This window comes from Actinosynnema sp. NPDC091369 (genome assembly GCF_044757065.1).
Classification (GTDB): domain Bacteria; phylum Actinomycetota; class Actinomycetes; order Mycobacteriales; family Pseudonocardiaceae; genus Actinosynnema.
The window spans coordinates 719,401-738,403 of sequence record NZ_JBIVUG010000004.1; the positions used below are offsets into that span (position 1 = coordinate 719,401).

Annotated in this window: 13 protein-coding genes; 3 read left to right on the forward strand and 10 right to left on the reverse strand. The window is 72.5% G+C overall.

Translation table 11 applies throughout. The features are described from left to right. Positions 1-45: 45 nt before the first annotated feature. Together ACIQMJ_RS19700 and ACIQMJ_RS19705 are read right to left on the reverse strand one after the other, a co-directional pair. Positions 46-1,524, reverse strand: coding sequence for an AfsR/SARP family transcriptional regulator (locus tag ACIQMJ_RS19700; protein WP_499762411.1), 1,479 nt, complete (start codon positions 1,522-1,524; stop codon positions 46-48). Then, complete coding sequence (locus tag ACIQMJ_RS19705) at positions 1,521-2,741, reverse strand: macrolide family glycosyltransferase (RefSeq protein WP_499762412.1); 1,221 nt, start codon at positions 2,739-2,741, stop codon at positions 1,521-1,523. Before ACIQMJ_RS19705 ends, ACIQMJ_RS19700 begins: the two co-directional genes overlap by 4 nt. 258 nt (positions 2,742-2,999) lie before the next feature. Between ACIQMJ_RS19705 and ACIQMJ_RS19710 the strand changes: the two genes are divergently transcribed. Then, entirely contained in the window at positions 3,000-4,109 is a 1,110-nt protein-coding gene (locus tag ACIQMJ_RS19710) for a DegT/DnrJ/EryC1/StrS family aminotransferase (RefSeq protein WP_499762471.1), read from the forward strand. Between the two features lie 29 nt (positions 4,110-4,138). Here ACIQMJ_RS19710 and ACIQMJ_RS19715 read toward each other — a convergent pair whose 3' ends face one another. The 6 genes from ACIQMJ_RS19715 to ACIQMJ_RS19740 form a co-directional block, all read right to left on the reverse strand. Next, a complete protein-coding gene (locus ACIQMJ_RS19715) occupies positions 4,139-5,533 on the reverse strand; it encodes an NDP-hexose 2,3-dehydratase family protein (protein ID WP_499762413.1) in 1,395 nt (464 codons plus the stop codon). A 19-nt stretch (positions 5,534-5,552) separates the two neighbouring features. Next, positions 5,553-6,119 carry a dTDP-4-dehydrorhamnose 3,5-epimerase family protein gene (locus ACIQMJ_RS19720; RefSeq protein WP_499762414.1) on the reverse strand — a complete coding sequence of 189 codons (567 nt, stop codon included), beginning with the start codon at positions 6,117-6,119 and terminating at the stop codon, positions 5,553-5,555. A 74-nt stretch (positions 6,120-6,193) separates the two neighbouring features. Continuing rightward, positions 6,194-7,165 (reverse strand): NAD-dependent epimerase/dehydratase family protein, encoded by a 972-nt coding sequence (locus ACIQMJ_RS19725; protein WP_499762415.1) that lies wholly within the window; start codon positions 7,163-7,165, stop codon positions 6,194-6,196. 2 nt (positions 7,166-7,167) lie between these two features. Continuing rightward, positions 7,168-8,394 (reverse strand): methyltransferase domain-containing protein, encoded by a 1,227-nt coding sequence (locus ACIQMJ_RS19730; RefSeq protein ID WP_499762416.1) that lies wholly within the window; start codon positions 8,392-8,394, stop codon positions 7,168-7,170. Between the two features lie 33 nt (positions 8,395-8,427). Beyond that, on the reverse strand, positions 8,428-11,160 hold the full coding sequence (locus ACIQMJ_RS19735; RefSeq protein ID WP_499762417.1) for a helix-turn-helix transcriptional regulator: 2,733 nt from the start codon (positions 11,158-11,160) through the stop codon (positions 8,428-8,430). A 946-nt stretch (positions 11,161-12,106) separates the two neighbouring features. Next, complete coding sequence (locus ACIQMJ_RS19740; protein WP_499762418.1) at positions 12,107-13,111, reverse strand: TIGR02679 domain-containing protein; 1,005 nt, start codon at positions 13,109-13,111, stop codon at positions 12,107-12,109. 364 nt (positions 13,112-13,475) lie between these two features. Between ACIQMJ_RS19740 and ACIQMJ_RS19745 the strand changes: the two genes are divergently transcribed. Further along, on the forward strand, positions 13,476-14,036 hold the full coding sequence (locus tag ACIQMJ_RS19745) for a hypothetical protein (protein ID WP_499762419.1): 561 nt from the start codon (positions 13,476-13,478) through the stop codon (positions 14,034-14,036). Between the two features lie 399 nt (positions 14,037-14,435). Here the strand turns inward: ACIQMJ_RS19745 and ACIQMJ_RS19750 are convergent, their stop codons facing one another. Both ACIQMJ_RS19750 and ACIQMJ_RS19755 read right to left on the reverse strand, forming a co-directional pair. Beyond that, positions 14,436-16,832 (reverse strand): VIT domain-containing protein, encoded by a 2,397-nt coding sequence (locus ACIQMJ_RS19750; RefSeq protein ID WP_499762420.1) that lies wholly within the window; start codon positions 16,830-16,832, stop codon positions 14,436-14,438. Beyond that, complete coding sequence (locus ACIQMJ_RS19755; RefSeq protein WP_499762421.1) at positions 16,829-17,500, reverse strand: MerR family transcriptional regulator; 672 nt, start codon at positions 17,498-17,500, stop codon at positions 16,829-16,831. The genes ACIQMJ_RS19750 and ACIQMJ_RS19755 overlap by 4 nt, the downstream gene beginning before the upstream one ends. 341 nt (positions 17,501-17,841) lie before the next feature. Here ACIQMJ_RS19755 and ACIQMJ_RS19760 point away from each other — a divergent pair, with 341 nt between their 5' ends. Then, entirely contained in the window at positions 17,842-18,954 is a 1,113-nt protein-coding gene (locus ACIQMJ_RS19760) for an IS630 family transposase (protein WP_499762422.1), read from the forward strand. Positions 18,955-19,003 lie beyond the last annotated feature (49 nt).

Sequence of the window (19,003 nt, forward strand, 5' to 3'; positions counted from 1 at the left end):
GGCGTGCACAGGCCAAGCGGAAACGCGGCCGAGCGGACACGTCGGTCAGGCGGGCACGCCGGTCAGCCATCGACGGTCCGGGCGGTGCGGCGCGGACCGGACGCCCGCCGCCGCGCGGCGCAGCGGCAGGGGGAAGCCGTCGGCCGAGCCGACGATCCTGCTCGCCTCACCGCGTTCCTCGGCCACCCAGTCGCGACCGAGCAGCATGGTCAGCAGCTCCCACGACTCCTCCGGCCTCAGCGGCTCCAGGAACGCCCGGTGCGCGCCGTGACGGGCGACCAGCTCGTCCATCGGGTACCGGCTGGTGACGATGACCCGGGTGTGCGCACCGCTGGGCAGCAGCGGCCGGACCTGGGCGTGGTCCACCGCGCCGTCCAGCACCACCAGCACGCGCTTGCGCGACACCGTGCTGCGGTACAGCGCGACCTTCTCGCCCGGGTCGTCCGGGATGGACGACCCGGGCACGCCGAGCGCCCGCAGGAACCGGTCCAGCAGCACGGCCGGCGGCACCGGGCGATCGAAGTCGTCCACCAGGTCGGCGTGCAGCTGCCCGTCCGGGAACCGGTCCAGGCGGTGGTGCGCCCAGCGCAGCGCCAGCGCCGTCTTGCCCACCTCGCCAGGACCGGACAGCACGACCGCGCCGGGCACGTCCGGGCCGGTCGCGAGGGCGGCGTCCAGCTCGGCCAGCTCGGCCGACCGACCGGCGAACGGCAGCACCTGGCGCGGCAACTGGGACGGCGCCACCGCCGCCACCTCGGCACGGGCCGGTGCGGCGAGCAGCGACGGCGCGTCGCGCAGGATCTGCTCGTGCAGCTCCCGCAGCTCCGGGCCGGGCTCCAGGCCGATCTGCTCGACCAGCACCCGCCGCGCGTCCTGGTAGGTGCGCAGCGCGTCGGCCCGCCGACCCGACCGGTACTGGGCCAGCATCAGCTGTGCCCGCGCCCGCTCGCGCAACGGGTGCTCCGCCACCACGGCGGCGAGGTCCTTGCCGACCCGGTGGTGCAGCCCGAGCCGCAGCTCCAGCTCGGCGCACGCCTCCACCGCGTCCAACCGCGCGGACTGCAACGACACCGCCTCCGCGCGCAGGCCGGGCAGGTCCTCGAACGGCACACCGCGCCACAGCCCCAGCGCCTCGCGGTACAACGCCACCGCGCCCGCCGCGTCACCACCCGCCGCGCGCGTGCGGGCTCGGCCGACGAGCGCGTTGAACCGCAACCAGTCCACGGCGCCCTCGTCCAGCCGCGCCACGTAGCCGGGGCTCGCGGTGCCGATGGCGCGACCCGACTCGCCGAGGGCCCGCCGCAGCCGCGACACGCAGATCGCGACCTGGCCGCGCGCGCTGGCCGGCGGGTCGCCGTGCCACACCGCCTCGATGAGCCGGTCCACGCTGACCACGCGGTTGGCGTCGAACAGCAGCCGCGCCAGCACCGCGCGCTCGCGGGGCCCGCCCACCCGCTTCTCCACGCCTTCGCGCAGGACCCGGATCGGGCCCAGCACGCCGAACTCGGTCGCAGCGGCGGTCAACGCGACCGCGCCAGGTGCTGCTCGACCTCGTCGGCGGCGCGCACCGTGCCGCCCGACTCCGCGACGGCCTTGCGCATCAGCTCCGACCGGACCGCGGTCTCCTCGTCGCCCAGCACCGACGTGATCGCGTCGACCAGCGTCGCGGGCGTGAGGTCGGCGGGGTCGAGCACGGTGCCCAGGCCCAGGTCGCGGACCCGCCACCCGGTGGGCCGGTCGAGCGCGGAACCCGGCACGCACACCATCGGCGTGCCCGACCGCAGCGCCTCCATCACGGTGCCCATGCCGGCGTGGGTGACGCACAGGGACGCGTGCTCCAGCACGGCCACGTGCGGCACGAAGTCGTGCACCTCCACGTTGGGCGGCAGGTCGCCGAGCGCGGCGCGGTCCACCCCGCCGCCGGTGGTCATCACCGCGTGCCACGGTCGGCCGCGGAACGCCTCGACGCACGTGCGGAAGAAACCCTCGTCCTGGTTGAACACCGCGCCGAGCGACACCAGCACCACGGGCAGGCCGTCGGCGGGCGGCGTCCACGTGCCGAGGAAGCTGCGGTCGCCGACGCACGGCCCGACGAACGCGAACCGCTCGTCGAAGGTCTCACCCGCGTACTGGAACTCGCGCGGCACGGTGACCAGGCTCAGCGGCGGCACCTCGAACCACACCTCGTGCGGCGCGGCGGCCACCCCGTAGCGGGCGCAGAGCGCGCCGATGCGCGCCATCGTGGCGCCGACCCACTCGGGCATCTCCTTCGGTCGCTCCGCCGCGGGCCGCTCGGCGGCGTCGGACTCGGGGTTGTACATGGCGTTGAGGAACGAGAAGTGCTCGTTGGACGCGAACACCGGGATCACCTGCGCGGCGGGCAGGTCCCAGTGCCGGGCCAGCACCCGGGCCGCGTAGAGCACCGAGGTGTCGTAGACCAGGCAGTCCGGTCGGTCGCCGTCCAGCTCGGCCGTCGCGGTGGCGAGCATCGCCTCGCTCTCGTCGAGCAGCACGCCCATCAGGTAGCCGGGATCGTTGGCCACGAGGGCGAAGTCGGCGTCGCGGTACCGGGACGGGTAGGTCACGGCGGTGGCGCCGGCCTCGGTGACGATCTCCGCCATGCTCGGCGCGGTCAGGTAGGTGACCCGGTGCCCGCGCGCGGCCAGTTCGGTGACCACCGCGAGGTTCGGGATGACGTGCCCGTGGTCCGGGTGGCACATGAACAGGAAATGCCGCGACATTCGTCGTCCTCGCCCCAATGGATGTGCTGGAATCCGGCGACCCCGCCGGGAGCGTGGCCACCGTAAAGCGCCCGGAAGCGGCCTGGACACCCCTAACCCCCCTATTCCCCCGAGGCCCGGACAACGCGCGAACGGACTAGTGGCCGTTCACCCCTGTGGCCCGCACCGGCCACCCTGACCTGCAGGTTAGGGGTTACCCCCTAGCCGGGGGCCAGACCTAGGCTGGACGGGATGCCGACCACCGCGAAAGGGCTGCCGATGGCCACGCTCGTCTGGGACTACTCGCGCGAATACGAATCGGAGCGCAAGGACATACTCGACGCGGTCGAGACCGTGTTCTCCTCCGGCAGGCTCGTCCTCGGGCCGAGCGTGTCGTCCTTCGAAGCCGAGTTCGCCGACTACCACGGCGTCGCCCATTGCGTCGGCGTGGACAACGGCACCAACGCGATCCGGCTGGCCCTCCAGGCGCTCGGCGTCGGCCGCGGCGACGAGGTGGTCACGGTGTCCAACACCGCCGCGCCGACCGTGCTGGCGATCGACGCCGTCGGCGCCACGCCGGTGTTCGTCGACGTGGACCCGAACACCTACCTGATGGACGTCGCCCAGGTCGACTCGGTGATCACACCGCGGACCAAGGCCCTGCTGCCCGTGCACCTGTACGGCCAGTGCGTCGACATGGAACCGCTGCGGGCGCTGGCACGGCGACACGGCTTGCTGGTGCTGGAGGACTGCGCCCAGGCGCACGGCGCGCGCCACCACGGCCGCGTGGCCGGGTCGATGGGCGACGCCGCCGCGTTCTCCTTCTACCCCACCAAGGTGCTCGGCGCCTACGGCGACGGCGGCGCGACGATCACCAACGATCCGGTGGTGGACGCGAACCTGCGCCGCCACCGCTACTACGGCATGGAGAAGACCTACTACGTCGTGGAGACGCCCGGCCACAACTGCCGGCTCGACGAGGTGCAGGCGGAGATCCTGCGCCGCAAGCTCGTCCGCCTGGACGACTACGTCGCGGCGCGGCAGGCGGTGGCCGCGCGGTACGCGGAAGCGTTGGCGGACACCGACTTGGTGCTGCCGACGACCGCGCCGGGCAACACGCACGTGCACTACGTGTACGTGGTGCGCCACCCGCGTCGCGACGACATCCTGGAACGCTTGAAGGCGCACGACATCCACCTGAACATCAGCTACCCGTGGCCGGTGCACACCATGACCGGGTTCGCGCACCTGGGCTACGCCGAGGGCAGCCTGCCGGTGACCGAGCGGGTGGCCGGCGAGATCTTCTCGCTGCCGATGTACCCGTCACTGCCCCAGGACACGCAGGAGCACGTGGTGGACGCGCTCAAGCAGGTGCTGGCGACGCTGTGACCGGGCCGGGGCGGGCGGCGACGCCCGCCTCACCCGCGCGGGACGAGGCTGCGCAGGCACAGCAGCAGGCTGCGGGCCTGGATGTTGACGTAGAAGCTGTGCTTGAGCAGCTCTTCGTACTGGTGCAGGGTCAGCCACCGGTACTCGGGGTCGTCCGGTGCGACGTCGGCGTCGGTCTCCACGACCAGGTACCGGTTGCGCGCGCCGAGGAACCGACCGCCCTCCTCCGACAGCACGGCGTCGAAGCGGATCCTGGTCGAGCCGAGCACGTCGTCGAGGAACCGGGGCCGCACCGGCAGGTGGTCGTGCGCCTCCGGCACGCACTGCACGGTGGGCGCGAGCTCGGTCACGTCGGCGTAGCCGGCCTCGGTGCGCGCGTGGGTGAGCACGTGCAGCACACCACCGATCTGCTTGACCAGGAACGCGATCACGCCCGTGCCGCGTGGTTCGATCATCGGCTGGGACCAGGCGCCGACCTCACGCCCGCCTGCCCGCACGTCCACGCCCACGACCCTGAAGAACCCGCCGCCGCGGTGCGCGATGACGCCGTTCTCGCGGGTCCAGTCCGGCAACCCGGACAACGGGCCGAGGGTCACCCGGAGGTCGGTGCGCGTGCGGACCTCGGTGATCCAGCTCAGCACGTCCCCGATGGTGTGCACGCCGGGGGTGGCCGGGTCGGCGGAGCGGACCAGGGCTTCGCTGAACGGGTCGGTCGCCGCGCCGGCCAGGGCCGCGCCGCCGCCGGGCAGGCAGGCCAGCACCGTGCGGGCGTCCATGTTCACCAGGTCCGGCACGGTCATCAGGCCGGCGATCTCGCCGAGGGTGAACCAGCGGAACCCCTCGCGCACCTCGACCTCGCCGTCGACCTCGACGACCATGTTGCGGTTGCGCTTGCGGTAGAACCACGCGCCCTGCTCGGACTGCCGGATGTCCACCAGGACCCGGTGGCCGGAGGTGTCGCGGAAGTGCTCCAGGTACGGGATGGGCTTGCCCTGGTGCACGCGGGTGTAGTTGCTGCGGGTGGCCTGCACGGTCGGCGACAGCTGCAGGCCGTTGGGGTTGCCGGGCTCGTGCTTGGCCTGCATGAGGCAGTGCAGCACGCCGTCGATCTCGCGCACCAGGATGCCCAGGATGCCGATCTCCGGCTGGTTGATGATCGGCTGGGACCACCGCGGCACCGGTGCGCCGGGCAGCTCGACGGACAGCGACTCGACGCTGAAGAACCGGCCGGTGTGGTGGCGCAGGTTGCCGGTGCCGGGTTCGGTGAGCCAGCCCGCGAGGCCGTCCAGCGGCACGCGTTCGACGTGCATCCAGCTGCGCTCGGCGGTGCGGGCGAGCCAGGCGTGCGCGGCGTCGGCGTCACGGGCGGCGAGCATCGACTCGGCCAGGCGCACCTGGGTGGGACGACGGGTGGGCGCGGTCACCTGGTGTGCTCTCCTCGGCTCAGGCGGCGTGTGCCGGCAGCAGTCCGGTGCTCCGCGCGAGGGCCAGGCCCGGCGCGGCGCGGTCGCGTTCGGACAGCACGACGTCGGCCGGCACGGGCAGCCCCAGGTCCGGGTCCAGCAGGGACACCGCCAGCTCGTCGGCGGGTTCGTAGGCGCGGGACAGCAGGTAGTGCACGGTGGAGTGGTCGTCCAGGGCGACGAACGCGTGGCCGAGTCCCGGTGGGAGGTAGACGGCGCGGAAGTCGTCGCCCGCGAGCTCGACGGAGTCCCACTCGCCGAACGTCGGCGAGCCGACCCGCAGGTCCACCACGATGTCCAGCACCCGCCCGCGCGAGCAGGTCACGTACTTCGCGCAACCCGGTGCCGTGCGGGCGTAGTGCACGCCGCGGGCGACCCCGCGGCGTGACACGCTGGCACTGGCCTGTGCCACGGTGAACAGCGGCGTGCCGACCGCCTCGACGAACACCTCGTGCTGGAACGGGGAGACGAACAGGCCGCGGTCGTCCGGGAACACCTCGGGCTCGAACTCCCAAGCCCCACCGACCGAGAGTGCGCGGGCTTTCATCGACGACCTCCGTCTCAGGCGGTGATCAGCGTGCAGCGGCCCGGCCCGCGCGGTCAACCAGCTTAGGGGAACCCCTATCGGGGGTTAGGGGTACCCGACCGAGGACTGTCCGCAAAGGACTGCGCCAGGTGCGCGACGGTCCTCGACACCGCGTCGGCCAGCGGAACCCGGGGCCGCCACCCGGTGGCCAGGGTGAGGGCGGCCGGGTCGGCGACCAGGCTGCGGAAGTCCGACGCGGTGGCGTGCGGCGGTGGCGACACCGACCGCACCGGCACGGCCGGGCGGCCGGTGTGGTCGGCGACGGTGGCGGCGATGAGCTCGAACAACGCGCGCACCGCCACCCCGGCGCCCGAGCCGACGAGCCACGCCCGACCGGCCAGCCGGTCGGCGTGCGCCACGGCCGCCGCGAACGCCTCGGCGACGTCCTCGACGAACACCAGGTCGCGTTGCATGTCCCCGGCGCCCCACACGGTCAACGGCTCGCCGGCCAGCGCACGCCGTGCCATCGCGGTCACCACGCCCCGGTCCGGGGAGCCGGTGGAGGGCCCGAAGACGGTGGGCAGCCGCAAGGAGCAGCCGCCCGCGTCGCGCACGAGCCGTTCGGCGGCGCACTTCTGCCGGTCGTACTCCGAGTCGGGCTGGTCGGTCTCGGTGCCGTCGATCCGCTCCGGCGCACCCGACCCCACCTGCGAGGTGGAGCCGGCGAACACGACCGGCCCGCGAGCCGCGGCCACCGCCTCCGCGACGATGCCGACGTTGACCCGCGCGGCGTCGTCCGCGCCACCGTCGGCGACCCGCCAACTGCCACCGCCGGTGAACAGCACCAGCGGCAGCACCACGTCCGCGCCCGCGACCGCGGCGGCGACCGCGCCGGGCTCGGTGAGGTCGGCCGCGACGACCTCGCACGGGAACGGCGGCACGCCGGGGTCGCGCGCCACCACTCGCACCCGCGCGCCCTTCGCCGCCAACCGCGCGGACACCGCGGAACCCACGAACCCCGAGCCGCCGAGCACCGCGACGAACGTGCCGGCCAGTGTCCCCGGCACGGTCACACCACGTGGACGTCGGGCACGTACAGGATCCACTTGCCGCCCGCCGCGCGGAACGCCTCCTCCTTCGCCATGATCTCCGCGGCGTGGTTCCAGGCGAACAGCAGCGCGTAGCCGGGGTAGGGGTCGGCGAAGGCGGCAGGCGGGCGCACCGGGATGCCCGAGCCGGGCGCCAGCCTGTGCTGCTTGGCGGGCGTGGTGTCGCTGATGAACTCGACCAGGTCCGGTCCGATGCCGCAGAGGTTGGTGACGGTGGCGCTCTTGGCGGTCGCGCCGTAGCCGACGACCCGCTCGCCCTTGGCCTTCAGGTCCTCCAGCAGCGCCCGGAGGTCGGTGCGGATCGCGTGGATCCGGTCGCCGAACCCGCCGAGGACAGCGCGGTCGTGCAGGCCGCGCGCCTCCTCCTCGGCGAGCAGGGCGGCGACGGCCTCGGAGCGGGTGCGCGCGCCGGGCAGGGCCAGGGTGTAGCGGACCTCGCCGCCGTGCACCGGCAGGCGTTCGACGTCGACCAGCTCCAAGCCGTGCCGGCGGGCCATGGCGTCCACCGAGGTGGCGCTGAACAGGAAGAAGTGCTCGTCGTAGATCTGGTCGAACGAGGTCTGCTCGACGATGTCGCCGAGGTAGGGGTCCTCGAACACGAACGCCCCGCCGGGCTTGAGCAGCGCCACGACGCCGCGCAGGATCGAGTCCACGTAGGGGATGTGGCAGAACGTGTTCGCGGCGTACACGAGGTCGGCCGGGCCGTCCTGCTCGCGGATGGACAGCGCGGTGGACTCCTCGAAGAAGTCCTTCCGGACCCGCACGCCCGCCTCGGCGGCCAGGTCGGCGACCGCGCCGGACGGTTCCACGCCCAGGTGACGCACGCCCGCCTCCGCGAGGGTGCGCAACATGGTGCCGTCGTTGGAGCCCAGCTCGACCACGAACGGGTCCTCGCCCGCCAGCTCGGTGTCGAGGAACCGCTCGGCCAGGGCGCGGAAGTGCCCGCGCATCACCGCGGACCCCTGGGAGAGGTAGGGGTAGTCCTCGTGGAACATCTTCTCCCTGGGCACCTCTTCCATCAGCTGCACCATCGCGCAGTCCGCGCACGCGCCCACGGCGAGGCGGTAGGTGAACTCGACGGAGGTGTCCTCGGGGCGCCGGAACGCGTCGGACAGCGGCTGGTCACCGAGGTCGACGAACTCGGTGACGGTCCCGGCGCAGACGCGGCAGGTGGACTGGTTGGGCATTGGCGGGCTCTTTCTGCTCAGGTGGTGCGCGGGTCACCCGCGGGCTTCGAAGGCCCGCGGGTCTGCGCCCGTCCGCTGGGACAGGCGGTGCGGCAGGTCCGCCCGGCTGCGCATGCCCAGCTTGCGGTAGACCCTCGTGAGGTGCTGCTCGACGGTGCTGACGGTGATGTAGAGGATGCCGCTGATCTCGCGGTTCGTGTGACCCTTCGCGGCGAGTTCGGCCACCCGCAGCTCGGAGTCGCTCAGGGCCGGTCGCCCGTCGCCGGCGTCGCCGCCGCCGCCGTCCTCCCAGTCGACCGGGATGGGCAGGGCGCCGGAGTAGGAAGCCTTGGTCTCGGCCGCCGCGACCTGGGACAGCTCGCGCGCCTTGTCGTGCTCCCCCAAGGCGTCGAGGGCTTCGCTGAGGTCGGACAGTGCCCGGGCCAGCTCGACCCGGTCACCCGCCCGTCGCAGGTGCCGCACGGCCTCGTGCAGCAGCTCGGGCCGCTCGGCGAGCTCACCCGCCGCGGCGAGGACCCGCAATGCCGCGCCGCGGGTGCGGCGGTCGCCCGCGGGCAGCAGCATCTGCTCGTGGATCAGCTCGCGGGCCACCTCCGGGCGACCGAGGGTGAGGTTGGCCTGGGCGAGGCCGCAGCGCCACGGCGCGAGCACCGGCAGGTCGATGCCCCACTCGCGCATCCGGGTGCCGCAGTTCTGGAAGTCGCTGATGGCGGCGAGCACCCGCCCGGCGGCGAGGTTGCCGTTGCCGCGGGCGTGCAGGTAGCGCAGGCCGGCGGCGGTGGCGAACATGGCGTCGGGCACGCGCAGCCGCATCAGGTCGGCCACCACGCGGTGCCGACCGAGCGCGATGTTGGCCTCCAGCAGCACGGCCAGCGGGTAGCCGATGGACAGGCCCCAACCCTGGTGCGGCAGCAGGGCGAGCGCGGTCTCGGCGCGTGCGGCGGCCACCACGACCTCCCCGCGGCGCAGCGCGATGTCCGCTCGGACGACCTCCAGGATCGCCTGCCAGGTCACCGCGCCGCCGCGGGTGGCCTCGTCGACGAGCCGGTCGCACCACCGCTCGGCACGGTCCGGGTGGCCGCTGTGCACCAGGATCAGCAGGGCGGTGAGCACGACCTCCAGCGACATGTCGCCGAGCTGGCAGCTGCGCAGGATGTGCTCGGCGCTGGCGATCGCGTCGGGGTGGAACTCGGCGGTCCAGAAGGTGCCGACGGCCTGCGCCGCGGCCACCCACGGGTCCGCGTCGGCCACCACGTCGGTGGCCACCGCGGTCGCCGGGCCGAGGCCGTGGAACCACTGGCAGACGATCCGCAGCTCGGCCGCGCTCTGCGCGTCCAGCACTCCCGGGTTCTCGTCCAGCACGGCGAGCGCGCGCACGGCCGTGGCCTCGTCCCCGATCCACAGCGCGTGCTGCACGACGGTCATGGCGTCCCGGCCGCGCAGCACGCCCGCCCACATCGCCTCGTGCAGGGGTTCCATGTGCACGACGGCGGCGGCCGGGTTGACCCGCCACAGCGCCCGGACCAGCACGCTGGTGATGCCCAGCCGCTCGTCCCGCTCGACCACGGGCAGCGCGGGTTCGAGGTAGCGCACGGCCGCGGCCACGTCGTCGCCCATGAGCGCCTGCTCGGCGGCGATGCGCAGCACGCCGACCGGCCAGCCCGGCGCGACCCGGTCCGCGGCCACGAGGTGGTCGGCCACCACGGCCGCCGCCGCGCCGCGCTGGTAGAGCAGTTCGGCGGCGCGGGCGTGCAGCCGCACCCGTTCGGCGCCCGGCGTGCTGTCCAGGACCGCCGACGCCGCGCCGGGGTGGCGGAAGCCGCCGTCGTGCAGCAGCCCCGCGGCGGTGAGCACGTCGACCGCCTGCTCGACGGCCTCGGGCGTGGTACCGGCCAGCCGCCCGAGCAGGACCGTGGTGCGCTCCTCGCCGAGCACCGCGATGGCACGCGCGACCTCGAGCAGCCCGGCGTCCCAGCGGTGCAGGCACTCCAGCACCGCGCGCTTGAACGCGGGACCGACCTGGCCGGGGCCGGTCTCGTGCCCGGCCTCCAGGTCCTCGATCAGGGCGCGGACCAGCATCGGGTTGCCTCCGCTGAGGTCGTGCCAGGCAGGGGCGAGCGCGTCGGGGTCGAGCACCCGGTCGCGCAGCAGTTCGGCGATCCCGTCCGCCGACAGCGGTGCGAGCCGGATGCGGCGGTGCGGCCGGCGGGTCAGCTCGGCGTGGAACAGCGGCAGCGTCGGCTGCGGCCGCTCCCACTCGGCGAGCACGACGACCACCCGCCCGGTCCTCATCCGCCGCCGCAGGTAGAGGATGAATTGCAGCGACGAGCTGTCGGCGAATTGCACGTCGTCCACGCACAACACGACCGGGCGTTCTCGGGACAACTCGATCAGGATTTGACACAATTCATGCACGGGCCGCACGTAAGAATGGCGGATGCCCTGCACGTCCGCACCGGAGTCGTCCACGGTCGCGGCAATAGGAGTGATGAGGTGCGAAACGCGGTCCGCAATTTCCGGCGGCAGCCCTGCGCCGTCGAACAGCTGGTCGATGACCCCGGCCTGCAGGGGTTGCTCGGCAGGCGCGCCGGTCGCGGTCAGCAACAGCGCCCCGGCCGCGGCGGCGTGCCGTTGGAACCGCTGGAGCAATTCGGTCTTCCCGCTGGCCAGACCGCCGCTGACCAGGGCAAGCCCGCCTGTCCCCGCCGAGCACTCGGCGAGCAGGCCGGCCAGTTCGGCGAGCGCATCACCATGGTCCGTCGGCACCAATCGTCCAGTTCCCTCCAGCGCAGCGACGGGTGGTCTTTTCGCTACAGCACCCCCCACGGGACGCTTTATAGCACGACTTCCCGGCCTGTCCAGGGCCTTGAACGCCACTACCCGATAACAATGGCGAACCCAGGTCGTCGGCGTGCCGCGAACCCTTCGTAATCACGCAAGCCAAATTGTGACGACCCTGTCTCGACCGTGGCGAACGGGCCAACCGGTACGACCGAATCGTGGAGTGCCGAGCTGCGGCTGCGCGATTTCGGGACGTGCCATAGCACGACCCGACCGAGCCGTCATCGGTTGATCGAACCCTAGCCGCAACCACAGTCGCACCCCCGCCGCGGACAGCGCACCGAGCCGACGCGGCACACCACCCCCGTCCCGGCGACGCGCCGACACCCGATCCGCGACCAAGATCCACGCCGCACTCCACCGCGGCCGACGGCCCACCCCGCCCCGACCGGGCCCAACGAAATCGGGTAACCGGTATACCACCTGAACGGTGAATCGCCCCCAAGAAAAGCGTCATCCGCAGTCGAACACGGCAGAACCGACACGCGAAAAAAAGGGCGAATCGGACGGCCAACTTCCATCGGCAGCATCGACGGAACACCGTTGCCGATGTTCGCCGCCGTGCCCCGATGGTCCAGATACCCACCGCCGGTCGGTGCCGGCGTGCGCCCGGACCCGGTGCCGCGGTCGTGGGCAGGCGTCAACTCTCTTGGCCCCGAATCAAGTGGCCAGGGCTGCGCCACACGCGACACGGCTGTCGGCGGCAAGCGACCCGGCACCCAACCCACCTCCTCGACGGTGCCCGAGGACGCAGCCTCGTCAACCAGTACAGACAAGCCGCCTGACCAGCCGCGATGACTTTCGAGCGGCACAGGATCGGGCGCAAGTTGTCGAGAGGCACGGGCGATGTGACGTGAGGTGGTTCGCGCCGTCAGAGGAGGGACGGCAGCAGGTGCTCCTCGGTGACCACCAGGCCGGTGGTCGCCATGGTCTCCGCCAGGTCGGGATCCCAGGCGGCGTCCGGGGGGCGGCTGTTCAACGTCGGCAGGTCGACGCTGCGGGCGATCAACGTGGCGACGGCCTCGCGGTAGTCGTTCGCCGACATGCGCCACGCCGTGCCGCCGGTCCAGGCGAGGGTGTCATTGGTCGCGCGGACACCGTCCGGTGTGAAGTCGTTATGGCAGCGGACCACCTTGCCGACGAGGTGGTGCCTGGCCTGTGCGGTGAGGCCGTTCGGGAGCACCATCAACGGGCCGGGCACGCCGGATTCGAGCAGGCGTGGGCTGCGGACAACGGTGATCTCCGGGGTCTCGAGGGTGTCGTTCAGCGTCAGGTAGCCCTGGGAGGTCAGCACCGGGTCGCTGTAGGCGTCCTTGAGGATCCCCGCCTGCTCCCAGGTCGTGCCCATGAGTTCGAGCGCCTTGCCCACGATGCGGGCGAGTGGCCGTCCGTCGTCGAGGTCGTTGCCGGCCAAGGCGTACCGAGTCGTGGTCGGACCGAGCTTGCCGAGTACCGAGGCCGCCTGGTTGGCGAGCATCGGCAATGCCGGTTGCGGAACCTTGCCGTACCGGCGCACGTACGCGATCCACGGTGCGGCCCACGGTTCGTGCAGCAGGTTGTGCTGACGCAGTGCGAACTTCAGCACGGCGTCGGCTGTCGATGCCTCCTCGGCCGTGGACATGCCGATCGGCTTGCCGTGCAACGCTTCCAGCACCTCGGTCAGCGTGCTGCCGTGCGCACGGATGTGCTCGTCCAGCCGCGCCAGGGAGATCTGCCGACGGGCCGGGTGCGCGACCGGCTTGCGCAACAGTTCGGTGAGCGCCGCGGCAGTCCTCTCGTCCTCGACATAGATGCTGAACGCAGACCGGCCGCCGCCCTCCAGGGTCTCGCGAGCCAGACGCCACAGCTCAGCGAGTTCAAGTCGGTCCAGGTCCACAGTCCGAGTCTAGTTTCGCGACCCGGACCGCGCGCACCGACTCCGAGTGCCCCACGCGCCGGAAGGGCGAGCTGTGGCACCGGGGCGTGAACCTGTCCGGTAGCCATCCCGCCGAGGTGGAACGCGATCTGACGACCGGGCAACGGACTTCCAGCGCGTGCGGGGTTCCAAACTCTGCTCTGAGGCGCTGAGCTGCGATGATCGCGCACCACGTGGTGCTGCGGCACGAGGTCGTCGTGCTACGCCGGACCACCCCTCGCCCGCGGGTGGACTGGGCCGATCGCGCCGTGCTCGCCGCATTGGTGCGACGCTTGCCAGGCTGGTTTCGGGGACACCGGTTGGTGACACCGGGGACCCTTCTGCGATGGCACGGCGCCTCGTCGCGAAAAAAATGGCCCGGGAGAACGCCGGGTGGGGCTACCGCCGGATCCAGGGTGAACTGCTCAAGCTCGGCCACCGAGTAGCCGCGTCAACAGTTCGCCGCGTGCTCAACCGCCTGCGGGTACCGCCCGCGCCCCAGCGCGACACCGACACCTCCTGGCGACGGTTCCTCCGCGCTCAGGCAGCCAGCCTGTTGGCCTGCGGCTTCTTCCACGTCGACTACGCGGTCACCCTCAAACGGGTCTACGTGTTCTTCGTGATGGGAGTCGCCACCCGCTACGTCCACATCCTCGGCAACACCACCAATCCGAACGGCCCGTGGACTACGCAACAAGCAGCGAACGGTTCATCAGCACCGTCCGACCCGACGCAATCGACCGACAATCCTCAACGAACCCCACCTGCGAGCGGCCCTCGACCGCTACGCGACCCACTACAACCACCGCCGAACACACCAAGCCCTACGCACCACCACGACCGGACCACCCGATCGCGGAGCCGGGCCGCACCTCAATACGCCGTCGACCAGTCCCCGGTGGCCTGATCAACGAGTACGAATCCGCAGCAGCCTAACCGCTGGTCAGCTCATGTAGCCGACCTTTGGCACCCTCCAGGGTCCGCTACGACGGTCCTCACCCCACCCGGTCGCGGAAGGAGCGCCAGCCGGGAGCAACTCCGACCGCGCCCATGGGTACGGTCACCTCGGCGTTCTGGCAGGCGTCGGTGAAGGCCCGGTAGCTGGACTGCCACACTCGAACGAGGGGTGCTCGCCGGTTCGGGTGATCGGCTGGTGTCGCCGACCTACGGCGCGACTTCGCGGCCGATGACCTCGGGTGCCTGACCGCGACGACGTCGGTACCGCGCCGCGACAACAGGCAGCGTCGTCGTCTGCGGCGGACCGTTTCCGGGGCGGGGAGGCGGGCTCCGCCCCGGAAACGGGAGATCACCGCTTCCAGAACGGCTTGCGCCGGCGGGGCTCGGCGGGCCGGGATTGGCCTGACGGGGGTTCGGCCAGGGTCTCCAGCGTCGCGATCGCGTGCCGCAGGCGGCGGTCGACCTCGGTGGGATCGGTGGTGGGCACGGCGAGTTCCGCGGCCAGGTCCGACAGCGTCCGCAGCGCCTCGGCGGGCGCGCCCGCGGCCCGCCACGACGGGAGGTGGCGGCCGATGGCCTGGTGCAGGTGCTCGAGCAGGGCAGCGGCCGGCTCTCGCGCCTCGCGCAGCCCGGTCAACGCCTCCGCGGCGAACTCCGCCGGCGCGGGGACGGGCGGCGCGGGTGCGACGGGCTTGGGTGCTGCCAGGTCCGCGCTGATCGCCACGGCCGCTTCGAGACCGGCACGGGCCCGCGTCTTCCGTGCGCGGGGTGCCGCCGGAGCCGGGGCGGGGACGAACGGCATGGCCGCCATCGGCGCCCCGGCCACCGGCATCCCGGCCGGAGCCGCGCCGTAGCCGCCTCCGCCGGCGAACGCGGGGACGGATGACCAGCCGTCGGGCAGTTCGACCGGCTGCGTCACCCGCCGCACCCGACCGCCCTCGTTGACGACCCGTTCGTCCACCGCGACGAACGCGGTGAACCGGGACAGCACGCCGTGCTCCAGCGATGTTCTCACGACCTGCCGCTCCAGGGCGTCGAGGTCGCCCGCACCCACGACGTAGCGGTCCTCCAGGTCGCGCACCCGAGCCCTGGCCCACAGCGCGGCCAGCCCGGGGTTGTCGCTCGCCACCGCCACCACCCGCTGCCGCCACCCACCCGAGCCGGTGACCTCCACCGCGCCCGACGGCTCGCCCGCGTACCTGCCGGTGACCACGACCGGGACGCCGGGGAACAGGTCGGGCAGCGGCGCGGGGGCCAGCGACCCCTCCTCCACGGCCAGACCGTCGGCCCGCACCGCCAGGCCGGTCAGCACGGGCGCGCCGATGCGGTGGTGGATGGCACGCATGGCCTCGTCCAGCCGGTCCTCCGACTCGACCAGCTCGCAGCGGCCGGTCGAGCCCGCGAGTCGTTGCAGGAACGCCGCGTTGACCGCGCGGTCGATGCCGACGGTGTGCACCCGCACGCCCGCCAGGCTCGTGGCGACCTCGCGCAGCAACCGGTCCTCGTCGCCCACCTGGCCGTCGGTCACCAGCACCAGCACGCGTTCCCGATCGCCCTCCGCACCGAGCAGCCCGGCCGCGCGCTGGAGGGGGTTCAGCATCTCGGTACCGCCCCGGGCCTCCAGGCCGGCCAGGAACTCCACCGCGCGGTAGCGGTTGCGGTCGGTGGCCTCGACCAGGCCGGCGGGCAGCTCGTCCGGGCTGTCCAGCCGGTCGTCGAACGCCAGCACGGCGAACCGGTCGTCCGCGCGCAGCGAGTCGACCACGCGGCTCGCGGCCCGGCGCGCCGCGACCACCTTCCAGCCGTGCATCGATCCCGACCGGTCCAGCACCAGCACCACGTCCCGGCTCGGCAGCCGTCCGCCGGCCGCCGGGGGCAGCACGGTCAGCGCGAACGTGCCGCCCTCACCGTCCTCGTCCGGGCGCACGGCCAGCGAGGTGCGGACCACGTCGGCGTCGGCGAAGCGCAGGCGCAGCAGGAAGTCGCGGTCCACGCGCGCGCCCGGCTCGACCCGCACGCGGAACCCGCCGGCGGTCTCCTCGGTGGCGGTGGCGTGCAGGCTGGCCGAGGGTTCGGCGGGTGGCAGGCCGGCCAGGTCGACATCCACCACCAGGGACAGGCGGACCGGGTTCGGGAAACCGGGCAGCAGCACCGGAGGGCTGATGCGGGAGGCGTCGGGCACCGCGTCGGTGTCGCGGGCCACGCCGTCGCCGACCTGGTCGCCGGGCAGCGGGGTGCCGGGGACGTAGCGGGGTGCGACGACCAGCGGCAGGCGGTACTCGGCGGTGTCGTCCTCGTAGGCGAGCACGCCCACGATCGTGAGGCGCACGGTGATCCGCTCGCCGGGCACGATGTTGCCGACGCGCGTGGTGAACACGCCCGGCCGCTCCTCCTCGGCGATGGCGGCGCGCTTGCCGTCGGAGACGGCCTGGTCGTAGTCGGCCCGCGCTGCCGCGCGTTCCTTGAGCATGCCCTCCACCACGCGGCCGTCGGCCTCCACGCGCAGCGCGGTCACCGCGGCACGGGCGGGCAGCGGGAAGACGTAGGTCGCTTCGAGGGGGTCGGGGTGCGGGTTGTGGAAGGTCTGCGTGATGGTGGTGCGCGAGGCCAGCCCGGTGATGGTCGCGTGGACGTCGACGGCTTCCAGCGGGAGGTTGCCACGCTCGGTGCGCAGGCAGCCCAGGCCGTCGTCCTCGGTGGGCCGGGTGGCCCCGACGTCTCCCACGACTGCGATGCGGGTGCTCATCCGTTGTCCTCTCCAGTGGTCGGGGTCAGACCCGTGCGGGCGAGCAGGTCGAGCAGGGGTGCCGCGGCGGTTTCGATGGCGGCGAGTTCGGCCGCGTCGGGGACGCGGTCGGCGGCGTGGAGCACGAGGGTGACGCCGGGTCCCAGGCGCAGACCGGGCACGACCCGGGTGACGCCGGCGGCCGGGGGCGCGGAGGCCACCGGTGCGGGAGCGGCCGGCGGCACCACTGCGGACGGCGCTGGTGGCGACGACGCGGGCCGGTCGCGCCAGAAGGCCCCGCTGCGGGACGCCGCGGCACTGTCGTCCAACCGTCCCACGGGTTCGGCTCGTCCAGCCGGCTCGACCTGCCGGGTCACCCCGGCCAGCTCGGCGAGCCTGCCGTCGTCCGCGCCCACCACCACCGCCTGGATCTCCGCCAGCGTGTGCCCGGCGGCCTGCAACTTCTTGACCGCGACCACCTGGAGCAGGTGCCTCCGCCCGTACAGCGCGGCGCGTCCCCGGTACGCCACCGGCCGATCCACCAACCCGATGGTCGTGTACCACCGGATGGCGCGCCCGTTCGGCAACTCCCGCACCCGGCCGCTCCGCTGGCCCCCGTAATCGTCGGCGAGCAGCGCGGCGACCCGGTCCGGCAGCTGCCCGATCGTCCACAGCCCCTCGTCGCTCACGACACGACTGTAACTGACACTGTCAATATGACAGTGTCAGATTGGTCTCCCACGTCGGTTGGCCGCGACGACGTCGCTGCTGTCGGCGAGTGCCTGTGGGGTGTCAGGACCTTGCACTGGGATGCTGAGCTGCGACGACCGCGCACGCTGGACCACCAGGGCACGATCGTGAGGCGTGGCGTTACGACTGCTGTACCTGATCTTCGTTCGACTCGGTAGCTAGTGCGATGACCACATACGTTCACCGGGTTGGGGACACGCCGGTCAAGATCCCCGACGCCGGTTCGTGGTGATCTCATGCTCGGCGGTGACGTAGTCGCCGCCGAGCATGAGAGGCATCGATGGCCGAGCCGGTCAGAGCACGTCGATTAACCGAGGACGAGGGCCGCCGTCTGCTGAACTACGTGCGTCGGGGCAAGCAGGGCACGATCCGGATGCGCCGGGCGATGATCATCCTGGCCTCGTCGTCCGGGACCCCCGCGCCGTCGATCGCCCGTCTCGTCGCCGCAGATCCGGACACCGTCCGGGACGTGATCCACGACTTCAACGCCCGCGGCCTGGCGGCCCTGGACCCTAGTTGGGCGGGAGGCCGTCCCCGCCTGATCAGCCACGACGACATCGCGTTCGTCGTGGCGACGGCCAAGGCCCGCCCCGCCCGGGCGGGCCTGCCCTTCACCCGATGGAGCCTGCGCAAACTCGCCGCCCACCTGCACCACAACCCCGACCGGCGGGTCCGCATCGGCCGGGAACGATTACGACAACTCCTGCACCGACACGGGATCAGCTTCCAGCGCACCCGGACCTGGAAGACCTCGAACGATCCCGCCTTCGACGCCAAGCTCGACCGCATCGACGAGGTCCTGACCCGGTTCCCGCAGCGGTGTTTCGCCTTCGACCAGTTCGGGCCGTTGTCGATCCGACCGCACCACGGCTCCGGCTGGGCACCGCGCAAGCGTCCCGACCGGCTGCCGGCGACCTACCGACGCACGCACGGCATCCGCTACTTCCACGGCTGCTACTCCGTCGGCGACGACCGGCTCTGGGGCGTCAACCGCCGTCGCAAGGGCGGTGACCACAGCCTGGCCGCCCTGAAATCAATCAGGGCGGCCAGGCCGGACGGCGCGCCGATCTACGTGATCATGGACAACCTGTCGGCCAACAAGACCCCGAAGATCCTCGACTGGGCGGCGGCCAACAATGTCGAGATCTGCCTGACCCCGACCTACGCCTCCTGGGCCAACCCCATCGAGCCGCAGTTCGGACCACTGCGCACCTTCGTCATCGCCAACTCGAACCACCCCAACCACACGGTTGTGGCACGCCGCCTTCAAGAACATCTGCGCTGGCGCAACGCCAACGCACGCCACCCCGACGTCCTCGCCGCCCAACGCCGCGAACGAGCACGCATCCGCAGCGAACGCCACCAACGCTGGGGCCGACCACGAGCAACCTGACCAACCCGGCGAACCTATGTGGTCAACGCACTAGCTGGTGCTCCTCGGT